The 22,562-nt window shown below is 60.7% G+C and carries 22 protein-coding genes and 1 pseudogene; 9 read left to right on the top strand and 14 right to left on the bottom strand.

All coding sequences use genetic code 11. The features are described from left to right. Nucleotides 1–306: excalibur calcium-binding domain-containing protein (locus tag NKJ20_RS21330; protein ID WP_352746682.1), on the top strand; the 306-nt coding region annotated here is incomplete at its 5' end. Between the two features lie 774 nt (nucleotides 307–1,080). Here NKJ20_RS21330 and NKJ20_RS21325 read toward each other — a convergent pair. Further along, nucleotides 1,081–1,443: a PDZ domain-containing protein gene (locus NKJ20_RS21325; RefSeq protein ID WP_352746693.1), complete on the bottom strand. Its 363-nt coding sequence runs from the start codon at nucleotides 1,441–1,443 to the stop codon at nucleotides 1,081–1,083. A gap of 45 nt (nucleotides 1,444–1,488) precedes the next feature. Continuing rightward, a pseudogene (locus NKJ20_RS21320) lies at nucleotides 1,489–2,291 on the bottom strand (S1C family serine protease); the annotation flags it as partial. 429 nt (nucleotides 2,292–2,720) lie between these two features. On the opposite strand from NKJ20_RS21320, the gene NKJ20_RS21315 reads away from it, so the two are divergent. The 4 genes from NKJ20_RS21315 (at nucleotide 2,721) to NKJ20_RS21300 (ending at nucleotide 5,031) form a co-directional block, all read left to right on the top strand. Next, a complete protein-coding gene (locus tag NKJ20_RS21315; protein WP_352746680.1) occupies nucleotides 2,721–3,083 on the top strand; it encodes a hypothetical protein in 363 nt (120 codons plus the stop codon). Nucleotides 3,084–3,340: 257 nt separating this feature from the next. After that, nucleotides 3,341–3,808, top strand: coding sequence for an Hsp20 family protein (locus NKJ20_RS21310; protein ID WP_352746678.1), 468 nt, complete (start codon nucleotides 3,341–3,343; stop codon nucleotides 3,806–3,808). A gap of 74 nt (nucleotides 3,809–3,882) precedes the next feature. Continuing rightward, nucleotides 3,883–4,377 carry an Hsp20/alpha crystallin family protein gene (locus NKJ20_RS21305; RefSeq protein WP_352746676.1) on the top strand — a complete coding sequence of 165 codons (495 nt, stop codon included), beginning with the start codon at nucleotides 3,883–3,885 and terminating at the stop codon, nucleotides 4,375–4,377. Nucleotides 4,378–4,380: 3 nt separating this feature from the next. Beyond that, nucleotides 4,381–5,031: an NADH dehydrogenase ubiquinone Fe-S protein 4 gene (locus tag NKJ20_RS21300; protein WP_352746673.1), complete on the top strand. Its 651-nt coding sequence runs from the start codon at nucleotides 4,381–4,383 to the stop codon at nucleotides 5,029–5,031. 224 nt (nucleotides 5,032–5,255) lie between these two features. Here the strand turns inward: NKJ20_RS21300 and NKJ20_RS21295 are convergent, their stop codons facing one another. Genes NKJ20_RS21295 through NKJ20_RS21280 form a run of 4 tightly spaced genes read right to left on the bottom strand, consistent with a single transcriptional unit; the run spans nucleotide 5,256 to nucleotide 9,205 of the window. Further along, complete coding sequence (locus NKJ20_RS21295; RefSeq protein ID WP_352746670.1) at nucleotides 5,256–6,116, bottom strand: sugar phosphate isomerase/epimerase family protein; 861 nt, start codon at nucleotides 6,114–6,116, stop codon at nucleotides 5,256–5,258. 11 nt (nucleotides 6,117–6,127) lie between these two features. Then, nucleotides 6,128–7,276 (bottom strand): dihydrodipicolinate synthase family protein, encoded by a 1,149-nt coding sequence (locus NKJ20_RS21290; RefSeq protein ID WP_352746667.1) that lies wholly within the window; start codon nucleotides 7,274–7,276, stop codon nucleotides 6,128–6,130. Nucleotides 7,277–7,283: 7 nt separating this feature from the next. Next, nucleotides 7,284–8,063, bottom strand: coding sequence for a 3-ketoacyl-ACP reductase (locus tag NKJ20_RS21285; protein WP_352746665.1), 780 nt, complete (start codon nucleotides 8,061–8,063; stop codon nucleotides 7,284–7,286). Continuing rightward, on the bottom strand, nucleotides 8,060–9,205 hold the full coding sequence (locus NKJ20_RS21280) for an acyl-CoA dehydrogenase family protein (protein WP_352746662.1): 1,146 nt from the start codon (nucleotides 9,203–9,205) through the stop codon (nucleotides 8,060–8,062). The genes NKJ20_RS21285 and NKJ20_RS21280 overlap by 4 nt, the downstream gene beginning before the upstream one ends. Nucleotides 9,206–9,380: 175 nt before the next feature. On the opposite strand from NKJ20_RS21280, the gene NKJ20_RS21275 reads away from it, so the two are divergent. Then, nucleotides 9,381–10,397 carry an aldo/keto reductase gene (locus tag NKJ20_RS21275; RefSeq protein ID WP_352746660.1) on the top strand — a complete coding sequence of 339 codons (1,017 nt, stop codon included), beginning with the start codon at nucleotides 9,381–9,383 and terminating at the stop codon, nucleotides 10,395–10,397. A 17-nt stretch (nucleotides 10,398–10,414) separates the two neighbouring features. Continuing rightward, nucleotides 10,415–10,888: a MaoC family dehydratase gene (locus NKJ20_RS21270; protein WP_352641504.1), complete on the top strand. Its 474-nt coding sequence runs from the start codon at nucleotides 10,415–10,417 to the stop codon at nucleotides 10,886–10,888. Nucleotides 10,889–10,892: 4 nt separating this feature from the next. Here NKJ20_RS21270 and NKJ20_RS21265 read toward each other — a convergent pair whose 3' ends face one another. Beyond that, a complete protein-coding gene (locus NKJ20_RS21265; protein WP_352746657.1) occupies nucleotides 10,893–12,473 on the bottom strand; it encodes an acyl CoA:acetate/3-ketoacid CoA transferase in 1,581 nt (526 codons plus the stop codon). 255 nt (nucleotides 12,474–12,728) lie between these two features. On the opposite strand from NKJ20_RS21265, the gene NKJ20_RS21260 reads away from it, so the two are divergent. Beyond that, nucleotides 12,729–13,547 carry an aldo/keto reductase gene (locus NKJ20_RS21260; protein WP_352746654.1) on the top strand — a complete coding sequence of 273 codons (819 nt, stop codon included), beginning with the start codon at nucleotides 12,729–12,731 and terminating at the stop codon, nucleotides 13,545–13,547. 53 nt (nucleotides 13,548–13,600) lie between these two features. Here the strand turns inward: NKJ20_RS21260 and NKJ20_RS21255 are convergent, their stop codons facing one another. The 7 genes from NKJ20_RS21255 to NKJ20_RS21225 form a co-directional block, all read right to left on the bottom strand. Further along, nucleotides 13,601–15,196 (bottom strand): GMC family oxidoreductase, encoded by a 1,596-nt coding sequence (locus NKJ20_RS21255; RefSeq protein WP_352746651.1) that lies wholly within the window; start codon nucleotides 15,194–15,196, stop codon nucleotides 13,601–13,603. Then, nucleotides 15,196–16,698: an aldehyde dehydrogenase family protein gene (locus NKJ20_RS21250; protein WP_352746649.1), complete on the bottom strand. Its 1,503-nt coding sequence runs from the start codon at nucleotides 16,696–16,698 to the stop codon at nucleotides 15,196–15,198. Before NKJ20_RS21250 ends, NKJ20_RS21255 begins: the two co-directional genes overlap by 1 nt. Before the next feature lie 52 nt (nucleotides 16,699–16,750). Beyond that, a complete protein-coding gene (locus tag NKJ20_RS21245; protein WP_352746648.1) occupies nucleotides 16,751–17,701 on the bottom strand; it encodes an ABC transporter permease in 951 nt (316 codons plus the stop codon). 1 nt (nucleotide 17,702) lies between these two features. Further along, the gene (locus tag NKJ20_RS21240; RefSeq protein WP_352746645.1) at nucleotides 17,703–19,217 is read right to left on the bottom strand and encodes a sugar ABC transporter ATP-binding protein; all 1,515 of its coding nucleotides are present in this window, start codon (nucleotides 19,215–19,217) and stop codon (nucleotides 17,703–17,705) included. After that, nucleotides 19,214–20,125: an ABC transporter permease gene (locus NKJ20_RS21235; protein ID WP_352641520.1), complete on the bottom strand. Its 912-nt coding sequence runs from the start codon at nucleotides 20,123–20,125 to the stop codon at nucleotides 19,214–19,216. The genes NKJ20_RS21240 and NKJ20_RS21235 overlap by 4 nt, the downstream gene beginning before the upstream one ends. A gap of 197 nt (nucleotides 20,126–20,322) precedes the next feature. Continuing rightward, a complete protein-coding gene (locus tag NKJ20_RS21230) occupies nucleotides 20,323–21,411 on the bottom strand; it encodes a sugar ABC transporter substrate-binding protein (RefSeq protein ID WP_352746642.1) in 1,089 nt (362 codons plus the stop codon). Between the two features lie 302 nt (nucleotides 21,412–21,713). Then, on the bottom strand, nucleotides 21,714–21,869 hold the full coding sequence (locus NKJ20_RS21225) for a hypothetical protein (protein WP_352746695.1): 156 nt from the start codon (nucleotides 21,867–21,869) through the stop codon (nucleotides 21,714–21,716). Between NKJ20_RS21225 and NKJ20_RS21220 the strand changes: the two genes are divergently transcribed. Next, nucleotides 21,816–22,499, top strand: coding sequence for an enoyl-CoA hydratase/isomerase family protein (locus NKJ20_RS21220; RefSeq protein ID WP_352746689.1), 684 nt, complete (start codon nucleotides 21,816–21,818; stop codon nucleotides 22,497–22,499). The two genes, NKJ20_RS21225 and NKJ20_RS21220, sit on opposite strands and share 54 nt — an antisense overlap. The last annotated feature ends 63 nt before the right edge of the window (nucleotides 22,500–22,562 follow it).

Genomic DNA, 22,562 nt, shown 5'->3' with positions numbered 1-22,562 from the left:
AGCCACGGCGCCTATGCGGGGCAGCAGGCGAAGGCAGAGGCGGCAAAGCTCGGTCTGTGGGCCGGAACTTTTCAGGCGCCTTGGGTGTGGCGTCTAGCGCATGCCGACAACCGGCCGCTTTCTAACCAGCCGCTTGGCTTAATCAACCGCCATCAGGTCGCACAAAGCGGCTATTCATGCGAGCCGCGGCGCACCTGTTCCCAAATCAGCTCGTGCGATGAAGCAAGTTGGTACCTAGCCAACTGCTCTTGGGGCCGCAAGCTAGACCGCGACAAAGACGGCATCGCCTGCGAAAGCCAGTGTTGAACCTGCAGGTGCTGCCGCTTCACGGTCGCACGCACGTCGGTGTTGGCGCCGCGGCGCGTTCGGGTGGGTTTGGTCATGTGGAGGGGTTCCTAATGAAAAGGCCGCCTCGACGGGTGGCTTTTGAACGGTGACGGACTGCCGTTCCAAGCGGACCAGCTATTGTCGACTAAATGAAAGCGGGAAGATCCAACGATGCCTCCAAAATACGTGCCGCCCTCCGTTCATGAGACAGCTTTCAGCGGCATTCCAAATCGGCAGGGAGTTCGGCAGAGCCGAGGCCGAAGTTATGTTGCCCCGCCCATCGATTATGATCGCCACTCATCGACAACGAGCGATGCAGAACACGGCGAGCCGACCTGACGTTATCATTCGCTGGCCTCAAGTCCGGCCTGATTTTCCAGAACTCGTTGCAAGTGATGCGGCGAACTTTGACGCTGCCGTCTCAACAATGACCGTGCGAGATGTGGTCATATGGCGTCTTCGGGAAGGGCGCTCGCTGCGCGGTTCCGGCAAGGCCGGTCTTCATCATCGCCAACGCGGCGAAGGTCTTCTGTCACGCTATGTAGGAACGGAGTGCGTCAAAATTGACACGGGCTCGGCACGAGCTGCTCAAGTGCGGACGATGATGGGAGCCGCGGCCGGCTGGCTGCTTTTTGCCGCGCGCGAGATGGGAGGAGGCGGCTGGAGTGATGTTTGGGCTCCGGCGACCTGCTTCCGTTCTTTCGGATACGGAACGGAAACTTTGCCACATTTTTGGTTTCGACGCACGCTACGTCAGGAAGCAGCTAGGGCAATGAAGAGGGATTGTCCTTGCCTGTTTATGCGCAACAGAATGGGCTTGTGCTGCTGCCGGGATCTTGCCCACTCCTCCTGGATATCTGACGGCTGTGCCACATCCCGGTTGTTGGCCGAGACAATCACGTCGCCAGGTCGAAGGCCGTTCTCGGCGGCGGGGCTATTCGGCGCCACTTCCTGGATAAACACGCCGGTGGTACCCGGCTGCAGACCGAGTTGCTGGCGCGCTTCGTCCGGAATGGGGCTGAGCGACAGCCCGAGGCGTTGGTCCGCCGCTTCCGGACTAGGAACGACACGGGTCTGTACCTCCTCGTCCTTGCGTTGACCGAGGGTCAGTTCCACCTCCTGCTGGGAGCCGCCGCGGTTCCTTGTCAGCGTGGCTTTCGACCCCGGCTTTTCGTTAGCTGCCGCCAGCGTCAAGTCATGGACGCCCTGAATGTCCTTGTCGTTGAACCGGGTGATCACATCCCCCGATTGCAAGCCGGCCTTGTCTGCCGGACTGCCGGGCTCGACCGAGGCGACCAGCGCTCCCTTGGTGCTCGATATGCCAAGCGCCTGGGCAAGCGACGGCGTCACCTCCTGGAGACGCACTCCGATGAACCCGCGCTCGATCCGGCCGGTGCGGATCAGCTGATCGGCGACGCTCCGTGCGGTTCGGGACGGCACGGCGAAACCGATGCCTATGCTGCCGCCAAACGGAGAGACGATGGCCGTATTGACCCCGATCACTTCGCCGCGCGCGTTAAACAGGGGGCCGCCGGAATTGCCTCTGTTGATCGAGGCGTCTGTCTGGAGAAAATCGTCGTAAGGGCCGGCTTGGATGTCGCGCGAGCGGGCGGAAAGAACGCCGACGGTCACGGTTCCCCCGAGCCCGAAGGGACTGCCAATCGCGATCGTCCAGGCCCCGGCTGCATTGCGTCAGAGTCACCCCAGGCGGTGGTCGTCATGTTGGGGCGTGGATCGACCTTCAGCACCGCGATGTCGGTTGCTGGATCGCGGCCCACAAGTCGCGCGGGCGAAGTCTCCTTATCGGAGAATACGACGTGGATTTCGGTGGAGTCGGCCACGACATGATTGTTGGTGACGATGTAGCCCTCCGGACTGACCACGAAGCCGGAGCCAAGAGCTTCTCGCACCTGCGGCTGGGCAGGCCCGCGGCTGTCGAAGGGGTTGAGAAAATCGTCGAGCATCGTTTGGTCCTGGATGATCTGCCTCGTCGTGATCGCGACCACGGCCGGCAGCTTCTGACGCAGGATTGCGCTGAAGTCGTTCGGGATTTCCTGTGCTGAAACCGGAGCAAAGCCGCCAGCCGAGAGCATCAAAATTCCTGCGACCAAGCCAATGCACAGTCGCTTCCTGGAAATGTAAGAAATGATTGGTTCTCCCGCCCGACCGCCCTGGCGCTGCCGCGCGACTTGTCCCAGGCGCAAGAACTGACATTCACGCCGATTGTCTCACCGGTTCGAAACAATGTTGATGGCGGGCGGAACTGCGAGGATGTGGCGTTGCGGGGCCATTGAAATTTGGTCGAAACTCTCCAAAATTTCGGCTGGTGGAAATCGCGAGAGCCACCAAAGATGACATCAACAGAGGAGACTATTCAAAGCGGAGGACCATCGATGGAAGGAGCCATTTCGACGAGTTTTCCCCCAATCGGGCCCGAGGGCCCTGATGTTTTTCTTGACCGGTTGCTCCATCCAGCACGGCATTTCGAGCGACCTCAGGACGTGCTGACTGACGTGACGCTGGACGTCCAGGAGAAGCGTGCAATCCTTTCGTCCTGGGCATCGGACGCCTGTGCAGTGGAATCGGTGCCGGCGCAGCGCATGCCGCCGGGAGCAACCGAACCGGTCAGCTTCGATGCCATCATGGACGCGTTGCGCCAATTGGATCAATTGGAGAAGCTTCCCGGCGCCGGTCACGGTCGTGAGATCGACAGCATCGCGGTCACCGGTTTTACAGCATCCGTCGATCGACTTTGAGTGGAGCGCAGCCACGCTCTTCATCCGAGGCATCCGCCCGCCGGCGAGGATTGGCCGGCGGGCGGGATAGACGTGTTCTTAGCGACCAGTCGTCTGGCTGAAAATTTTCCTATAGCCCCCCTTGAACACGTAAAGCACTGTTATAAATAATTAATCGCCGGTCGCCAGATGGGGTCGGCGCAGGTCCAGGAGGCGTCAAGGCTCTCTTGGCGTCTCCTTGTATCCATGTTCCATGTTGCTCAAAGGAGGATGTGGCTATGAGGACAAACCTCGATTTTACCCCTCTGTTCCGGTCCAGCATCGGCTTCGACCGCATTTTCAACATGCTGGAAAATGCGAGCCGTGTCACTGCGATAGACAATTGGCCGCCCTATGACATCGCCAAGACTGGTGAAGACGCCTATCGCATCACCATGGCGGTCGCCGGCTTCTCGCGGGATCAGCTGACCATCACTCATCAACCTAACCTGTTGGTTGTGAGAGGGTCATCTGGCGACGATGACGGCCAGTATCTCTATCGCGGCATAGCCGGGCCCGGCTTCGAGCGTCGGTTCGAACTGGCCGACCATGTGAAGGTCGTCGGCGCCAGCCTGGACAATGGGCTGCTGAACATCGATCTCAAGCGCGAGCTTCCCGAAGAGATGAAGCCGCGCCGGATCGCCATCGCCGGCAGTACGGCAAAGGCAGCGCCGCGGCAGATCGAGGCCGAAAAGAACGCAGCCTGAAGTCGGCGTGAATCAGAAGCGACAGGCACCCGCAATCGCCCGGTGCCGCGCGGTTGAACGTGGAGGTGATGAAGATGAACATGCGTGACCTTATCCCGTGGGGCCGCAACAACAACCAGGCCCCGAGCATCTATAGCGGTGGCGACCCGTTCTTTTCGCTTCACCGCGAGGTAAACCGGCTCTTTGACGATATGTTGAGGAGCTTCGACACGCGCTTGCCTACTGCGGGGCAGCTTTCGCCTTTCGATAGCGGCTGGCCGAAGGTGGAGATTTCGGAGTCGGATAATGAGCTTCGCGTCACCGCCGAAGTCCCCGGTATGGAAGAGAAGGATATCGAAGTCCTGCTTGACGAGGACGTGCTGACCCTGCGTGGCGAGAGGCGGTCGGAGACCGACGAGAAGCACTACTCCGAGCGCTTCTATGGTCGCTTCGAGCGGCGCATACCCCTCGGCTACGAGGTCGAGGACGACAAGGTCAAGGCGTCCTTTGCCAATGGCGTCCTGACCCTGACGCTACCGAAGAACCCGAACGCGCAGTCGAAGGTGAAGCGCATCCCGATCACCCACTGACGCATGGACCAAGTCGGAGGCGGCAGGCCGCTGCCTCCGGCGCATCCTTCGCCAAAAATGGGACGGATGAGTGATGCAGAAGCAAGAAAGCGAAGTCACACCAGCCGTAGAAAATATCGGACCGGCAACGACAAATGCGGGCGAGCGCCGTTGTTCGGCCGATCCGAGTTCCCGCGTGATGCGGTCGCACGGATTTACAAGCCTTGCCGCTCAGTCATGACCTCGGGCCGTGCGCAGCCGAAGGGCTGGCGGCTGGTGTTCGAGAGGCGTACCGCGCCCGTCATCGAGCCCCTGATGGGTTACACGGGAGGCGCAGACACGCTGACCCAGGTGGAACTCGATTTTCCGACGGCTCAGGCGGCCATCGACTATGCCGAACGCCGGGGGCTTGCCTACGCGGTTCAAGGAAGCCCGGCGGCCGAAAAGTCCAGTGTCGAATCTTCCGATGCGGACAAGCGGCTGCAGGCCGGCGTACGGCGGGGTTTCGCAGGCGCCACATTATGGACCGGCGCTGACGGACGCGGAGGCGTTTTATGCATCGCCGATGGACGTGGTCGTCGATCCTCGTCTGACAGCCGACGAGAAACGCGCGTCAGCCCGGTCCTGACAAACGAGCCAAGAACAGGTCCTCTTCGGCCAGCCATTCCGAATTAAGAACCAAAAAGGCCTCAAACACCATCGCTCTGGTCACATCTCGGACTTTCACGCAAAATCTGCGCTGGGGAGGCGTTTGGCGACTCTTCTCTGGTGAGGTCTGGCGGCACCACAACCGCTGCATCGCGGACCGGGCGCTGTGTGTCATATTCGATGCCATCGGTGTTCAGTTCGCCTCCTCTTAAGATCGGACTCTTCTTCAGATTCGACGCATCTTCGATTCCTCAACAAACTGTCTTGAACCTTTCGACGCAGATGTCCAAAACATCGTTGGGATCTCGCTTCCACCAATTGTTCACAGAGAAAACTTCCACCTCGCAAGGACCGGTGTAGCCGGCTTCCTCGACAGCCCGGCGCAAAGCCTTGAGGTCTGCCACACCATCGCCCATCATGCCGCGGTCCAGAAGCACGTCACGCGTGTCGGCGAGCCAGTCGCAAAGGTGATATCCGGCGATCCGGACCGCGCCGGCGCGCTTTAGTTCCGCACCAAGCGAGAGATCCCACCAGACATGATAGACGTCGACCGCGATGGCGATTGCCGAATGGTCGATCGTTTCACAGAGCTGGACTGCGTCACGCACGGTGACCAGGCACGAGCGGTTTCCGCCATAGACGGGGTTCAGCGGCTCGAGAGCCAGCGTCACATTCGATTGCGCGGCGTAAGGCGCGACTTCCGCAATGATTTCCGCAACCCGCTTCAGGCTCTCCGCCATACTGTGCGTGCCTGCCACCACGCCGCCTACGCAAATCGTGAGACAGGCTGCTTTCAGGCCGGCCGCCATGTCAATCGACGAGTGAAAATCATCGAGAACAGCGTGCCGGGTCGGTGGCGCGAGCGGACCGACCAGAAATGGTGAACGGCACAGACCGCTGACGGAAAGCCCGGCGGCTCTCGTGCGCTCGCCGATCTCGACCGCTCTCCCCCCGATCTCGCGGCGCCAAAAGGTGATAGCTCCGAAGCCGCGTTCCGCACAGGCATCGATTACCCGTTCCGGAGGCCAGCCCGCTCCTTGACTTTCGACATTATGGCCGAGAGTCGCGGTATTCAGGGCAAGGGCTGAGTGATCCTTTGCGAAATCACGCATGTCGTGCCCCCTCAGACGCCATACACCGCAAGCAGTTTGCGCATACGCGCTACCGCCAGATCAGGATTGCGCAAGAGGCCATTTGCGTCGGCGAGCTTGAAAATGTCGACGAAATAAGGAAGTGGCCGCATCGCCTGCGCACCATTCAGCATTACGAAATGGTCCTGGAAATCGTTCAACCAGGCCAAGAATACCACACCCGTCTTGTAGAAGCGGGTCGGAGCGCGGAAGATCAGACGGGCGAGCGGAACAGTTGGATCGAGGGTTCGTCGGAAGGCGGCTACGTCGCCGGCTCCAAGCCTCGATATGGCATAAGCGGCGGCGGGCGCCAACGGATCGAATATGCCAAGCAGTGCATGGGAGTGGCCGCTATCGTCACCTTCAATCAGTTCGGGATAATTGAAGTCGTCGCCCGTATACATTTTGACGCCGGTCGGCAGCCGGCGCCGCATCGCGATCTCCTTGTCCTTGTCGAGCAGCGATATCTTGATACCGTCGACTTTGTCCCGGTTTTCGCCGATTACGGCAAGGCAGGTCTCCAGTGCCTCGTCGAATTTGTCCGCGCCCCAATAGCCGGCAAGCGCGGGATCAAACATGTCGCCCAACCAATGCAGGATGACCTTGCCCTCGCACTGCGCCAGCACATCGCGATAGACGGCTTCATAATCTGTCGGCGTTGCTGCGACCTTCGCAAGCGCCCGGCTCGCCATCAGAATAATCCGGCCGCCGATCTTCTGAATCGCCTCGACCTGCTCGAAGTAGGCACAACGAACATCGTCAAGCGAACGCGCTGCGTCGGCCTCGAGATGGTCGGTTCCTGCACCGTTAAATACAAGCGCATCGGGAAGTTCGGACTTTGTCCGGCGTATCAATTCGAGCGCGACTGGCCAGTCGAGGCCCATGCCGCGTTGCGCAGTATCCATGGCTTCCGCAATCCCAAGGCCGAGACTTGCGAGATGACGGCGGAAGGCCATCGTGGCCTCCCAGTCAACAACCGCCGGACCGGAGGGATCCTGGTCCGTGAAAGAATTGGCCACAACGTGCGCAGCTGAGAGCACAACGCGACAAGAATCCTTGCCAAGCGGCGTTGCTTCAATGGGTTTTCCAATCAGTGAGTACTGGGAAGGAATGCCTCGATCGTCGGGAAGCTGGATATTCATTTTGACCTCAGAAACGCGACACAAGCATGCCGGCATCAGCGGAGATCACATGCCCGGTCGTATAGGGCAGACCACCTGTTGCAAGCGTTGCGATAATGCGACCGATTTCGGACGGGTGGCCGAGCCGCGGAAAAAGCGTTAGGCCTTGTTCGGAGATCCGTTTTTGATACATGTCCCGCGCTACCCGGGTCATGTCGGTCTCGATCACGCCGGGCTGGATATCGTAGACAGCGATCCCCTCGCCGCCGAGACGCACTGCGAACACCTTGGCGATCATCGCCGCAGCGGCCTTTGACGCGCAATATTCACCGCGCTGCACGGCTACAGCAACGGCGTTGGAGGAAGATACGTTGATGAGACTGTAAAAGCGGCCGTCATCCCGGGTCCGACTTACAAGCAATCGCGCAAAAGCCTGCGACATGAAGAACTGCGCCTTCGCATTGACCGCCATGCAGCGATCGTAGCTGTCCTCCGACACATCCAGGAGGTCACCGCGGTTCAGCACCGACACGCCCGCATTGTTGACCAGTGTCGACAGCGGTCCGATAGCGGCTTCGACTTGCTCCAGCATCGCTGCGTGAGAAGCGGTCACACTGACGTCGCCCGGCACTCTGACGGTTTTGGCGCCTTCGGCGGCCACTGCTTTTTCTGCTGCTGCAAGCTCAGCATCCTCGATCGGTCCATTCAGAGCGATGTCGAAGCCATTGCGCGCGAGTTCCATCGCCGTCGCCAGACCGATGCCGCGACTCGAGCCCGTGATAAAAGCAGCTTGGCGAACGGAGCTCATGCGCGCGCGCCGTGCTTGACCAGTTCCCGCGCGATGATCATGCGCTGAATCTGGTTTGTGCCTTCGTATATCTGCGTAATCTTGGCGTCACGATAAAGGCGTTCAACCTCGAAGCCGCGTATATAGCCGCTGCCCCCGAAAACCTGTACCGCGTCGGCGGTGCGCGCTACCGCCATATCGCTGGCGAAGCACTTGGCCATGGAACATGCTTTGGTTGCATTCTCTCCGCGATCCATCTTGACAGCGGCGCTGTGGACCAGGAGGCGGGCCGCTTCGATGTCCTTAGCCATATCTGCCAGAAGCCATTGTACACCCTGGAATTCGCTGATCTTCGAACCGAACTGCTTGCGTTGCTGGGCGTACTCAAGCGCAGCTTCCAGACCGGCCTGGCCAAGTCCGACTGCAAGCGCGGCTATTCCGACGCGCCCTTTGTCCAGAACACTCATCATCATGTGGAAGCCCCGCCCCTCCTCGCCAAGAAGAGCCTCGGATGGCAGCGCCACATCGGTGAAATTGAGCGCACCGACCTGACTGGCACGCTGCCCCATCTTGTGTTCCTTGGGGCCACGCTCCACCCCCTTGGACGTCAGATCAACAATGAAAATGCTCATGCCCTTGTGGCCAGCGGCCTTGTTGGTGCGAGCAAGCACGAATCCGACATCTGCCACCGGCGCGTTGTGAATCCAGATCTTGCCGCCATTCAGTCGCCAGCCCGAGCCATCGCGATCCGCAGTGGTTCGGATCCCAGACACGTCTGTTCCGGCTTCAGGCTCGGTGATGCAATAGGCGCCTTTTTTCTCTGCACTCAGAAGCGGCTTTAGCCATTGTGTCTTCTGCGTCGCGGTGCCATGGCGCACAAGGAGCGAGCTCACCAGTTCGACCAAGCCGCACTGATCGGCCACCGATGCATAACCTTTGCAAAGCTCCTCCATGACAAGGGCGTAGGCAAGCGTATCGAAACCAGGTCCGCCCTCCTCTTCGGGCACGCCGATCCCGAAAAGTCCAAGCTCTCCCATTTGCAGGTACAGTTCGGCGGGAAATCGTTCCTCCCGATCGAGCGCCTCAGCTTGCGGGCGGATCACATCCTCGGCGAACTGCCTCGCCATGTCTCGCACCTGCTCGTGCGTTGCGCCCAGATACATCGCCTCACCTATCCAGCATTTATGTAACTATTTAGTTACTAAATAACACCGGGTGTGTCCCTCGTCAAGCTATCGTCAACGGCTGTCGGAGACCCTCCCTCTGGCCTATCGCTATTGCCATTTGGACCGCCTTCGATAAGATAACTAACCAGACCGTTACCAATCGGAGGAATGGATGCAAGCGGGCGATAAAAGAAAATTCGGGCGCGTCGATATCAACGTGACCGCTTTTGCGTTCGGCACAGCGCCGATCGGCAACATCTTCAGCGAAATCGATGAAATGACGTCGGACGGCATGATCCAGCACGCCTGGAACGCCGGCGTGCGCTACTTCGACACCGCGCCGTACTATGGCAATGGACTTTCCGAGTTGCGGACGGGTCATTCGCTTCGATGGAAAGACCGTGACCAGTTCGTGCTGTCTTCCAAGGTCGGGCGCGTCCTGAAACCGAAGAAGCGCTCGGAGATCAATTTTGCGCCATGGGTGAATGCCGCCGCGAACGAAGTGATTTTCGACTACAGCTATGACGGCACCATGAGAGCTTTCGAGGACAGCCTGCAGCGGCTGGCGCTCGAGCGCATGGACATCTGCTTCATCCACGACATCGATGTCTTCACGCGCGGCGCGGATCAGCCGGAAGTCTTCAAGACGGCGATGGATGGCTGCTGGAAGGCGCTCGCAAAACTGCGCGACCAAGGCGTGGTCAAGGCGATCGGCGTCGGCGTCAACGAATGGCAGGTCTGCCACGAAGCTCTGAAGCAGCGCGACTTTGACTGTTTCCTCCTGGCTGGGCGCTACACGCTGCTCGAACAGGAAGCGCTCGATGTCTTCCTGCCGCTTTGCCAGGAGCGCAACGCAGCCGTCGTTGTCGGCGGCGGGTTCAACTCTGGCATTTTGGCGACAGGTGCCGTCGAGGGCGCGAAGTACAACTACTCACCGGCGCCCGCCGAGATCATGAAGCGCGTCGCCGGCATAGAGGCCGTCTGCAGAGAGCATGGTGTGCCCCTGCCGGCTGCAGCCATGCAGTTCGTCGTGGCGCATCCGGCGATCCCCTCCTTTATCGCCGGAACGCGCACGGTGGAGCAGCTCAGCAAGAACCTCGACTGGTTCAGCCACCCCATCCCTGGCGAAATGTGGGCCGATTTGAAGAAAAAGGGCCTGTTGCGCGAGGATGCGCCAACCCCAGCCTGACAGCAGGAGGCGATGCGATGGAACGCAAGCGCATGCTGGAACACCGCTCCTACGCCTATGACGATCTGGTACCGGGCGATTGGTTCGCCACGCCCGAACTTGTCGTCGAAGTAAGCCATATCGACCGCTTCGCTGAACTGTCGGGCGATTTCTTCGATATCCATATGTCGGACGCGGCCGCGCAAAAACTCGGCTTTCCGCGGCGCGTCGCACACGGCCTCCTCGTTCTTTCCTTGACAGACGGGCTGAAGAACCAGTCTGCTTCACGGCTCGAGGCCGTGGCTTCGCTCGGCTGGAACTGGTCGTTCAACAGGCCTGTCTTCGCCGGCGACACGATCCATGCTGTCATCGCTGTGCTCGACAAGCGGCCAACCGCCAAACCCGAGCGCGGAATCGCGAAACTGAAATTCGAGGTGATGAACCAAAAAGGCGAAACGGTTCAGTCCGGCACCAACGAACTGATGATGTTGCGGGCGCAGATAGCTGGCTGACCGATTAGGCCTGCTCCAGATTCAACCCAAACTTCTCCGGCCTGAAAAGCGCGTCCGCCATCGGTTTGACGTCGGAAGCAATCGTCAGGGGAAACTCTGCCCGCACAAGGATGTCGTCTCGAATATTGATCCCCGGCGCGACTTCCGTGACGACGAGTCCCTCGGGCGAAAGTTTGATAACACAGCGCTCAGTGACGTAGGTAACGTCCTGGCCCTGCGCAACACCTCGCTTGCCCGAAAAGGATACCTGCTCCACCTCTTCGACCATCTTCGCGATCTTTCCCTCCTTGTCGATGACGAGCTTGCCGTCGGCGATCGAGAATTTCGCTCCGGCGTTAAAATAGCCAGAAAAGACGATCTTACGAGCGCGCGACGTTATATCCACAAACCCACCGGCGCCGGCCGTCACATGCGGCCGCACGGAGAGCTTCGATACATTCACGGAGCCATGCCTGTCGATCTGCAGGAAGGACAGCAGCGAAGCGTCGAATCCGGCGGCCTGGAAATAGGTGAACTGGTGCGGCGAGGCGACAAAGGCCTCGGCGTTTGACGAGCATCCAAATTTGAAGTCGAGCAGCGGTATGCCGCCGACCGCACCCTGTTCGATCACCCAGGTGACATCGCCGTGGCGCCCCTCCTCAAGGAAGATACGCGGGACATTGGCCGAAATGCCGAAGCCGATATTCACGGCCCAGCCGGGTTCCAGCTCCATGGCAACACGACGGGCAATGACTTTCGCGACATCAAAATCGGGAATGCTGAACGTGTCCAGCGGCCGGAACAGTTCGCCCGATATCGCCGCATCGTAGACAGTCGCAGTCGTCTGAAGCTGGTCTGGCGCCTCGACAATACAGTCGACAAGAATGCTGGGCACCCGCACATCGTGCGGACGTAGCGTTCCGGCCTGTGCAATTCGCTTGGCCTGGGCAATGACGATGCCGCCACAGTTGCGGGCCGCAAGCGCCAGTTCCATGGCCCCGAGATAGGCCCCCTCATGCTCGAACGTCAGATTGCCGCGCTCGTCGGCAGTGCTGGCGCGAATGATTGCGACGTCGGGCTTAATTGCAGGAAAGAACAGCCACTCGTCGCTCTCGAACCGGACCTTCTTGACGATGGGTTTCCGCCTCGCCGCATCGTTCATGGCGCAGCCGTCGAGATCTGGGTCGACGAAGGTGTCGAGGCCAACCTTGGTCAGCACGCCTGGGCGCATGCCGGCGGCTTCGCGCAGAATATCGAACATGATGCCGCTGGGGACATTGTAGGCCGCGACCTCGTTCTCTCCAAGCATCTGCCAGATCAAAGGCGGCTCGGCCGAGGATGGTCCGGAAGGATAGGAGCCACCGATTATCGTCGAAATCAACCCGGGCTGTGCGAGGTGGTCGATGCCTTTGGTGCCGAACATGTCTCCGGCCGCGATCGGGTGCAGCATGGTGAGATTGCGCGGCGCACGCTCCTTACGGAACCGCTCGCCGATGGCAGCGAGAACGGCATCAGGGCAGCAAAGTCCGCTTGAGGAATTTACTGCGACGATCGCTCCGTTCGGGATCAGCGCAGCTGCCTCGGCCGCGCTCTTGATCTTGGACATTCTCACCTCCCGAGGGTCGGAACCGCGCATTGTATTAAATAACTAGATGGTTATTACCATACGGGAAACGATGTTTGCGATCAAGCCGTTGCTGAAACATTCCTCTATCATATCCGATTGCAAATCTTGTTCTCCGATCTCCAGGGCATTTCGTCGACGCCGTGCTTGAAATTAGTTCTGGATGCGGATAATAAGTAACCAAATGGTGCGAAAAGCGCTGCAGGACCGTCGCCCCGCTCGGATGAGGAGGTTGCTTTGAGCATCTATTTCCAGAAGACCTACCAGCGGTCGTTTGGCACCTTTCCGCTCAGGGGCGCCGAACTCACCGGCGCGATGAAGACAGCGGTCGATGTCGGCTACCGCTCCTTCGATACGGCGCAAATGTACGGCAATGAGACCGATGTCGGCGCAGGCCTCGCCGAAACCGGCGTCCCCAGGGACGAACTTTGCGTGACGACCAAGGTTCATCCTGAAAATTTCGGCGAGGACCGGTTCCTGCCTTCGGTTGAGAAAAGTCTGAAGGATCTGCGGCTGGATTATGTCGATGTGCTGCTTCTGCATTGGCCGCCCATCGGCGGCGCGGTTACCGGGCCGGTTAAATTGCTGGAGAAAGCCCGGAGCAACGGCTTTGCCCGGCACATCGGACTGTCCAATCACACGGCGCAAATGATGCGGGACGCGGCGCGCACCATCGACACGCCCCTCGCGACCAACCAGGTCGAGTTCCATCCGCTTCTGAATCAGGACAAGCTGCTGGCTGCGGCGACGGAAACGGGGATTCCCCTCTCCTCTTTCTGCTCCGTCGCGCGGGGCAAAGTCTTCAGCTATCCCCTTTTTACGGATCTTGCTGAAGTCTACGGCAAGAGCCCAGCGCAAATCGTGCTCCGCTGGATCCTACAGAAGGGCGTGTCCATCAACACCATGTCGACCAAGCCGGCCAACATCCAGGCTAACTTCGACACAATGAATTTCACCCTTTCGAGCGTCGACATGGCGCGCATCGACGCGATGACCGCCACCAACTACCGCATCGTCGGCAAGGCCGCCGTCGCATGGGCGCCGGAGTGGGATTGAAACGCTTGACGTTGACTTCCCGGCTCCGAAGGGGTGGAGGGCCGAGCCTGAGGCTATCGATTGCCGCGGATCAGATCGCTGGCCTTTTCTCCGATCATGATCGTGGCGGCATTGGTGTTGGAGCCGACAAGGCTCGGCATAATCGAGGAGTCGCAGATACGGATGCCGTCGAGACCGCGGACGCGGAGTCGCGGATCGACCACCGCTAGGTCGTCCGAGCCCATCTTGCATGTGCCGGCCGGGTGATAGGACGTCCGCCCGAATGCGCGTGCATAGGCCTCGAAATCGGCTTGGGTCTTCGCATCCTTGCCGGGAAAATGCTCGCGCTTGATATATTTGGCAAGCGCAGGCTGGTTCATGATCTCCCGACTGATCCTGACTCCCTCGGCCGCAGCTCTCAAATCATCCGGATCGGCGATGAAATTCGGGTCGACGATCGCCGCGTCGGCCGGATCAGCGCTGCGAAGCGTCACCGACCCGCGGCTTTTTGGGCGCAACACATAGGAATTCAGCGTGCAGCCGGACCCGGACGGGATCGCGGGCACCCCCGCCTCGACACCCGCGCCGGCCAGGAAATGGAATTGCAGATCGGGGATGGGCTCTGACCTCTCGGAATACCAGAACGCCCCGCCTTCCACGACATTCGAGGTCACCGGCCCGGTTTTGAACAGTACGTACTGTAGGCCGGCCCAGAGCATCCAGTACAGCTTGTCGTATTTGTCGAGGCTCGTTGAGCCCTTGAGCTCGTAGACGATGTCGACGCCGAAATGGTCGTTCAGATTCTGGCCGACACCCGGCAAATCGTGCACCACCTCTATGCCACGCGCCTCCAGATGTGTCGCGGGACCAATGCCGGACAGCATCATGATCTTCGGCGACCCTATGGCACCGGCCGTCACCACGATTTCCGCGGCTCTTGCCGTCCGCACTTGCCCATTCTGGCGATATTCGACGCCCGTTGAGCGGCTGCCCGAAAACAGGATGCGGTTGGTCAGGCAGCCTGTCTGGACGATCAGATTCTTTCGGCCGAGCGCTGGCCGTAGATAGGCAACGGCCGCCGAACAGCGACGCGCGTTGCGGATCGTCATCTGGTAGATACCTGTGCCCTCCTGCACCGGCCCGTTGAAATCCGGATTGTACGGGATGCCGAATTGCTGACAGGACTGCACGAAGGCGCGGGTAATCGGCTGGGGTGTCTGAAGGTTGGAGACGCCGAGCGGACCCTCTGTGCCATGGTGCTCGCCGGCGAAGATCTCGTTGCCTTCGGAGCGCAGGAAATAGGGCTTCACTTCAGCCGACGACCAGCCGGGGCAGCCTTCGTCATTGGCCCAGCGGTCATAGTCTGCCGCATGTCCGCGGGTGAATACCTCGGCGTTGATCGAACTGCCGCCGCCGAGCACGCGGGCCTGTGCATACAGAATCTCTCGGTTGTTCGCGTGTTTCTGCGGCGCAGTCTTCAGACCCCAGGTCAGTGGCCCGGCTGTCATCTTGGCAAAGCCGGCGGGCATGTGGATGTAAGGATGCGTGTCCTTGCCACCCGCTTCCAGCAGGAGCACGCGCACGGACGGGTCTTCGCTGAGGCGCGCGGCCAGCACACAACCCGCCGACCCGCCACCGACGATGATGTAGTCGAACCTGTCTTCCGCCATTACGAGACCCAGTGATCACGCTTGCCGAGCGTGATGTGAACTGATTTCACCTCTGTGTATTCCTCGACGCCGTAGATGCCGGTTTCGCGGCCGCTTCCCGATTGCTTGAACCCGCCGATCGGCAGTTCCGGCCCGCCTGAGATCGTGGTGTTGATCCAGACGCGACCGGCCCGAACAAGTCGCATCGCCTGCAGCGCCTTGTCGAGGTTCTTGGTCCAGATGCTGGCCGCCAATCCGTAGATCGTATCGTTGGCAATCTCCACCGCCTCCTCGAATGTATCGAAAGGCAAGATTGTCAAAACTGGTCCGAATATTTCCTCGCGCGCAATGGCCATGTCGCGCCCGACATCGGCAAACAGCGTAGGCTGGATGAACTGGCCGGCCATGCCGTTCTTCATCGCTTCGCCGCCGCAGACAAGCCGCGCCCCTCCCTTGAGGCCGCCGGCGATATGGCCGAGGATCGAATCCTTCTGCGCGTTGGTGATGATCGCGCCGACTTGGATTTCCGGATCGAGCGGATCGCCGACCCGGATGCGGGAAAACTTCTCAGCCAGAAGCTTTTCGAAGTCTGCCGCGATCGACCGTTCGACCACCAGGCGGCTGCCCCCGACGCAGCACTGGCCGGCGTTGAAGCACGTGCCGAACACCACACCGTCCGCGGCGTCGTCGAGATCGGCATCCGCAAAGACGATCTGCGGGTTCTTCCCGCCAAGCTCCAGACCCAGCTTTTTAAAGTTGCCTGCCGAAGCCAGAAGCGCTCGTCGCCCGACTTCAGTCGAACCGGTGAAGGACACCATATCGATCCCGGCATGTTCCGTCATCGCTTGGCCGATGTCGCTGCCGCTGCCGGTGACCACGTTGAACACGCCATCCGGCAGGCCAGCATTGGCGAGGATCTCGGCCATCACCAGCGTCGTCGCCGACGTCACCTCGCTCGGCTTGGCGACGATGGTGCAGCCGGCCGCCAGAATGAAAGGGACCCGCTCAGCAAGGATGAAGAAGGGGAAATTCCACGGCGTGATCAGCCCGACGACGCCGATCGGCTCACGCGTAACGAGGCCAAGCATCCTGTCGCCGAGATTGTTGAACGTGTCGCCATGCAAGGCACGGGCGGCGCCCGCTGCATATTCGTAAATGGCGGCAGCACCCTCCACCTCCCCCCGCGACTGGGAGATCGGTTTGCCCGTCTCGAGCGTTTCCAGCAACGACAGCTCGTCGAGCCGACCGCGGATGCCGGCAGCCGCCTTCAGTAGCACCGCGGCCCGATCGGTGCCGGCAAGACCCGACCAACGGCGGTCGGCGAAAGCCTCGCGCGCGACGGTGACGGCATGGTCGAGATCATCTTTCGTGCATCGCGTGATGCACGTGACGGGAACGTCATGAGCCGGGCTCAGCCGGACAACGGTCTCTCGCGATCCCGGCTCAATCCAATGCCCATCGACGAAAAAACCGAAATCTCGGGGGCTGGCCGGCAATGCATGATGCGGGGTTTTTTTGTCCATGTGTCTGCTCCTGAACTTTGCGGGCCGGCTGCCCACGGGGCGCGCCCCTCGCTCACTTGATGACGAGGATTTTTTTCCGGTCCATGGTCACCGCGACCGCGGCGACGAGGATGAAGCCGAAAACGATCTGCTGGGTGAAGACCGACACGCCCATGAAGGTCATGCCTATCCGCACCACCTGGATGATCAGCGCGCCGACCAACGTACGCCAAATGGAGCCAACGCCGCCGGTGATCGCCGTGCCGCCAACGATGACAGCGGCGATCGCCGGCAGAAGGAATTCGTTGGCGAGCGTGGGGGAGCCCGAACCGAGGCGTGCCGCCATCATGACGCCCGCCACGGCCGCCATAGTTCCGGACAACATGAAGGTTGCGATCTTGACCCGGTTGACGTTTATCCCCGACGCAATCACCGCGCGCTCCTGGGCGCCAATAGCGCGCACATAGCGGCCGAAAGGCGTCGCGCCGAGCAGGACGCCAAGGACTATCAGGAAGACGGCGCCGACCCAGATGTCGTTCGAGATCCCGGCTGTCGTGCCGACCGCCCAATGCAGATATCGGCTGGTCAGATCTTCGGCGATGTCGACAGAGCGCGTGTTGGAGAACCAATAGGCCGCGCTGGTGACGAGCCCGCCCGCCGCAAGGGTCGCGATGAAGGACGGAATGCGCAACGCGATCGAGACGAAGCCGCTGCCGAGCCCCGCTATCGTGCCCCCAAGCACCGCCAGCGGAATCGCAAGGAAGCCGAGCTCCGGCAGATAGGCGGCGAGGATGCAACTTGCCATCGACGCGACCGCCTGCACCGAAAGATCTATGCCACCCATCATGATGACGAGCGTGAGCCCCGTAGCCATGAGGAACAGGCTCATCGTGTCGGAGATGACGGTTTCGAAATTCGACACCGAGAAGAAGGTCGGGTCGTAGAGGCCGATAACGAGCACCATGCCCACCAGAACGGCCGGTGGAAGCACGGTGCGGATATGTTCCGTGGCGCGTTGCATCATCTCACATCATGTACTGGATGATTTCGAGCTGGGGCGGCTTGCCGCCGGCGGGCGCGTCGAAGGTCGCGTTGACTGCGCCGTCCTTCATCACCAGGATTCGGCTCGACAGCCCGATCACCTCGTCCAGTGTGTCGCCGAGCAGGATGACCGCGAGGCCCTGTGCGGTCATCTCACGTACCAGCGAATAGACATCCTCCTTGGCGCCAACGTCGATGCCGCGCGTCGGGTGGTCGAGGATCAGGATCTTGACGCCAGCGATGCGCCATTTCGCCAGAACGACCTTCTGCTGGTTGCCGCCCGACAGGCTGACGACCATCGTTTTTGTCGAAGGTGTCTTGATGCCGAGCTTGGCGATCCAGTCCTTGGCGATCGCGCTCTCCCGCGTGCCGCTGATAATGCCGCCGGAGGTGAACTTCGACAGGCAGGCAAGTGTCATGTTTTCGGCGACTGTGAAAGGCGTGATGAGGCCTTCCACCTTCCGCTCACTGGGAACAAAGCCGATGCCACGGCCCACGGCATCATGCGCCGTAGCGAGCCGGACCGCTTCGCTGCCCATGTGGAGGGTGCCGCCATCGACCGTTTCGTAGCCAGCAAGACAGCGCGCGAGCGCCTCACGGCCGGAGCCGATAACGCCGGCTATGCCAAGAACTTCGCCCTCGTGCAGATCGAAGCTGACGTCGTGGAAAACCCCCGCCTTGCTAAGCTTGTCCACCTTCAGCGCTATTGTGGGCGACGGCTGCGCCTGCTTTTCCTCGCGGTAATACTCGTGCTGAAGCTGACGCCCGACCATCTGTTGGTGCAGCGTGTGGACATCCGCCCCCGCAGCCGGCGTCTCGTGCACGACGCGTCCGTCGCGCATGACGTAGATGCGGTCGCAAATCGCCAGGACCTCATCGAGCCGGTGGGAGATGAACACGATGGAGGCACGCTGCTTCAGCTCGCGGACGATGTCGAAAAGCATGCCTACTTCCTTCTGTTCGAGCACCGATGTGGGCTCGTCCAGGAGAATGGTGACATCGCGTTTGATGCGGCTGTCGAGCGACAACGCCTTGGCGATTTCCACCATCTGGCGGTCGCTGAAGGACAGATCGGCCGCGAGCGTGCCGGGATGAATTTTCAACCGGACCTTCTCCAGTTCCTGCGCTGCCGCGTCGTTCATGCGCGCCTTGGAGATCAGGCCGAAACGAAGGAACTCTTCTTCTCGGCCGAGAAAGATATTTTCGGCGATAGTCAGGCTCGAAATCACCGACTGTTCCTGGAACACCATAGCGATGCCCTTGTTAAAGGCGTCTCGCGCGGAACGAATTTCGACGTTGCGTCCGTCGATGGCGATGCTGCCCGCGTCCGGCTTGTAGACCCCGTTCAGGATTTTCAGCAGCGTCGACTTGCCGGCGCCATTTTCGCCGATCAGGCCGACCACCTCGCCCGTGGCGGCGCTGAAGGAAACTTCGTTCAGCGCCTTCACACCCGGAAAGGACTTGCTGATGCCTTTCATCTCGAGAGCGGGAAGCATCATTTCACCACATCCAGACGCGAGCGATCGAGCGAGAGAGCTACGGCGACGATAATCAGCAGGCCCTGCACGCCCTGCTGGATATACGGTTCAACCCCCATCAGTACCATGCCGTTGGCGAGCACCACCACGATGAGCACACCGACGACCGAGTTGAGCACCGAGCCGACGCCGCCGGAAAGCGACGTGCCGCCGACAACGACTGCCGTGACGGTGGTGAACAGACGGCCCTGGCTGATAAGCGCGTGGCCCTGCCCGAACTGCGCTGCCGAGAGCACGCCGCCGAGGCCATAGAAAATGCCGGCGAGGGTAAATATCAAGATGCGCGTGCGCTCGATCGGGATCCCGGCCTGCCGGGCAGTGGTCTCGTCTGTGCCGATGGCATAGACCCAGCGGCCGATGCGGGTGCGCTCCTGGATTATGTAGGCGACAATAACCGTGGCCAAAGCGATCCAAATGGCCATAGGTACGCCGCCGACCCGACCGAGCGACAGGGCGCGGAAAGTCTGGTCGGAAATACGCACCGTCTGTCCGCCAAGCATGGCGGTGGCTATGCCAACGCCGGCAAAGCCGACGCCGAGCGTAGTCATGAAGGATGGCGTTTTGAGGCGCACGTGGAGGACGCCGTTGAGCATGCCGAGCAGGCCGCCGGCTATTATTGCGACCGGCACCGCCCACAGGCCGTAATCGTACCCGGTCAGGTCGTTGGCGACGAGCAGGCTGACCGCGACGGCGGTGACTGCGATCACGCCCTCGACGGACAGGTCGATGCTCCCCATCAGGATGATGAAGGTTGCGCCCATGGAGAGAACCAACGGGATCGCCGCCGTATTCAGCAATCGCAGTGAATTGGAAACGGTGAGGAAGTTGCCGTTGAAGAGGCTGATGAGGATACACAGGCCGGCAAGCACAGCGAGCGGCGCCCCGGCACGCCACTTCGCAAATCCGCCCTTGCTTGCCGGAACAGCTAAGGCCACGTCAAAATCTCCCAAAAAAGCCGACCTCCCGGAAATGACGCTAGGCCGAACCAAGTCTATTAGAGCCAAATGCAATGCCGTGGCGACAGGTAGCCTGCCGCGACATTGCCACGGCAGGCTTGAGACAGGTTTCAGCTCCGATACTGGATCTGGCCGGTCGCCTTGCCCCAAAAATCGTTAAAGTCGACCTTGCCTGGATTGGCGCGGTAGCCGGCGACCGTATCCTTAGTCACGATGATGGCGGTGCCGTAGAACTCCCGGTGTTCCTTGGGTTCCTTGGCAATGTCGATCTTGCCGGTGGCGACCGCGTAGGGGATCGCCAGGCCCATGCCACCGGTCCACATCGGATCCCAGGCGACCGTTCCCGCGAATTCTCCGGCCTCGACCGCTGCGACCGCCGCCTCGATGCCATCCAGGCCGACGACTTGAACCTTGCCTGCAAGACCATTCTGCCGCAAGGCCTCGAGCGCCCCGACGCCCATGCCGTCATTGGCAGCGAACACTCCCTTTATGTCGTCGCCGAAGCGCGTGATCCAGGCCTGCATGATCTCGAATGCTTTCTGCTCGTTCCAGTCGGCCGGCTGAAAGTCGAGCAGCTTGATCTTGCCGCCCGAAGCTTCGATCGCTTGGTCGAGACCGAGTTTGCGTTCGATCGCCGGCACGTTGGACAGGATGCCGCCAATGGCGACGATACCGCCCTCACCGCCGAACGACTTGAACAGCGCTTCGGCGATGGTCTTGGCCGCGGGAACACCGTCGAACGACATGTGCGCGACGTAGTTCGGATTATGGTCCCAGGGATGCAGATCGTTGGGCTTGTTCCATTGGGTGACGACATAGCCGCCGGCCTTCTGGACTTCCTCGACGATGACGCGCGCGTCGGGTGAATCGTTGGGGTCGACGTTCAAGATCAGCTTGCCGCCGGTGCGCTGCAGCAGCGCCCTGATATCCGACATGCCCTTCTGGGAATTGCCTTCCGTGACCAGCTGCTCATACTTGGCGCCGACCGACTTGGCGAACTCCTCGCCGCCCTTGGCGAAAGCCGCGTGATAGGGGTTGGCGAGCGAGCGCATGGAATTGGCTAGCGTCCACGTAGTCTCCTCTGCGCGAGCTTGCGGTCCGAACGGCAAACCCAGCGCGCCAGCGGCGCCCAATCCGGCCGCGCCTTTCAGCAGAGCGCGCCTGCTTACCTCCGCTTTCTGCCAGTCAAACTTCGACATTTGATCCTCCCGATCTCAATCTTTGCACTAACCAGTTACTTTATAGCGCAGCCATTCTTGGTGCGCAAGCGCGAAATTAGGAGAGCGTTTGAGTGAGCTTTTTGGGTGAGGCTGCGTGCACTCAGCGCCCGGTTGTGTGGATCTGTGCGACATTCAATGGCTGTCAGGGCCATGGCGTGGCGCGCAAAGCGCCAAGCGCGATTGTGACATGACGGCAGGATCGAAAATCTCCCCTGACCTATCCTGTCTTGTAACCGTCCGGTTACTTCTATACATTGGCTCCGGCCCGGCCGGATAGCCGTTCATGTGAGGAGAGACGATTGCGCCGCGAGCATCTGGATATCAAGACCGAGGGAGCGGTCAGGATTTTGACGATGACTGGCAAGCCGCGTCGCGGCAATCCCTTGTCGCGCGAACTCGCGTCCGATCTTGTCGCCGAGTTGATCGAGGCCGAGCAAGATGCGTCGATCCACGCGCTGGTGCTTGCAGGGACCGAAACCCACTTTTCCGTCGGTGCGGATTTGGCGGAGGTCAGCCCGATGACCGCGATTGACGCCGTCTTGGCTGACTGGCTTGAAGAATTCGACCGCTTCGCTGAAGCCCGCAAGCCGACGATCGCCGCCGTGCGTGGCCATGCAGTGGGCGGTGGCTTCGAACTTGCGCTCTCCTGCGACATTCTGGTGTGCGCCGAAGACGCAAATCTGGCGCTGCCCGAAACCGGCATCGGCGTTATCGCCGGACAGGGTGGAACCCAGCGCCTCATCCAGATGGCGGGACGAGCGATCGCCTCGGACTTGATATTGACAGGCCGGTCACTGTCAGGAAGGGAGGCAAGCGCGCTTGGCATCGCCGCGCGAAGTTGTCCAGCCGACAAGGTCTTTGAGACAGCCATTGCGGTCGGCAAGAAGATCGCAGAGCGCAGCGCGCCGGCGGTGCGCTTTGCACGGGAGGTGATTCGCGAGGCCTCCGAGCACCCGATGCGCCAATCGCTTAGGATGGAGCGGCTGCTCGCCGCGCTGATCCTCGATACGCCGGAACGCAAGCAACGGGTTGCAGCCTTTCTCAACCGCAAGGCGATCAAAACCTAGGATCAGGAGATTTTCACGATCGATATGATAAGCCGGAGACGTGAGGCTTTCCAAAGAGAGGCG

This window comes from Mesorhizobium sp. M0185, assembly GCF_040322175.1.
Lineage (GTDB): Bacteria > Pseudomonadota > Alphaproteobacteria > Rhizobiales > Rhizobiaceae > Mesorhizobium.
The sequence above is the reverse complement of the archived record's forward strand: the minus strand, read 5'-3'. Positions and strand labels throughout refer to the sequence as shown.

What these genes read in the sequence shown, in the direction of transcription:
- NKJ20_RS21285 (WP_352746665.1), bottom strand. Translation starts at nt 8,063, where the DNA reads ATGAGCTCCGTTCGCCAAGCTGCTTTTATCACGGGCTCGAGTCGCGGC.
- NKJ20_RS21305 (WP_352746676.1), top strand. Translation starts at nt 3,883, where the DNA reads ATGAACATGCGTGACCTTATCCCGTGGGGCCGCAACAACAACCAGGCC.
- NKJ20_RS21255 (WP_352746651.1), bottom strand. Translation starts at nt 15,196, where the DNA reads ATGGCGGAAGACAGGTTCGACTACATCATCGTCGGTGGCGGGTCGGCG.
- NKJ20_RS21290 (WP_352746667.1), bottom strand. Translation starts at nt 7,276, where the DNA reads ATGAATATCCAGCTTCCCGACGATCGAGGCATTCCTTCCCAGTACTCA.
- NKJ20_RS21310 (WP_352746678.1), top strand. Translation starts at nt 3,341, where the DNA reads ATGAGGACAAACCTCGATTTTACCCCTCTGTTCCGGTCCAGCATCGGC.
- NKJ20_RS21270 (WP_352641504.1), top strand. Translation starts at nt 10,415, where the DNA reads ATGGAACGCAAGCGCATGCTGGAACACCGCTCCTACGCCTATGACGAT.
- NKJ20_RS21275 (WP_352746660.1), top strand. Translation starts at nt 9,381, where the DNA reads ATGCAAGCGGGCGATAAAAGAAAATTCGGGCGCGTCGATATCAACGTG.
- NKJ20_RS21250 (WP_352746649.1), bottom strand. Translation starts at nt 16,698, where the DNA reads ATGGACAAAAAAACCCCGCATCATGCATTGCCGGCCAGCCCCCGAGAT.
- NKJ20_RS21300 (WP_352746673.1), top strand. Translation starts at nt 4,381, where the DNA reads ATGGACCAAGTCGGAGGCGGCAGGCCGCTGCCTCCGGCGCATCCTTCG.
- NKJ20_RS21230 (WP_352746642.1), bottom strand. Translation starts at nt 21,411, where the DNA reads ATGTCGAAGTTTGACTGGCAGAAAGCGGAGGTAAGCAGGCGCGCTCTG.
- NKJ20_RS21280 (WP_352746662.1), bottom strand. Translation starts at nt 9,205, where the DNA reads ATGTATCTGGGCGCAACGCACGAGCAGGTGCGAGACATGGCGAGGCAG.
- NKJ20_RS21240 (WP_352746645.1), bottom strand. Translation starts at nt 19,217, where the DNA reads ATGATGCTTCCCGCTCTCGAGATGAAAGGCATCAGCAAGTCCTTTCCG.
- NKJ20_RS21245 (WP_352746648.1), bottom strand. Translation starts at nt 17,701, where the DNA reads ATGATGCAACGCGCCACGGAACATATCCGCACCGTGCTTCCACCGGCC.
- NKJ20_RS21315 (WP_352746680.1), top strand. Translation starts at nt 2,721, where the DNA reads ATGGAAGGAGCCATTTCGACGAGTTTTCCCCCAATCGGGCCCGAGGGC.
- NKJ20_RS21295 (WP_352746670.1), bottom strand. Translation starts at nt 6,116, where the DNA reads ATGCGTGATTTCGCAAAGGATCACTCAGCCCTTGCCCTGAATACCGCG.
- NKJ20_RS21265 (WP_352746657.1), bottom strand. Translation starts at nt 12,473, where the DNA reads ATGTCCAAGATCAAGAGCGCGGCCGAGGCAGCTGCGCTGATCCCGAAC.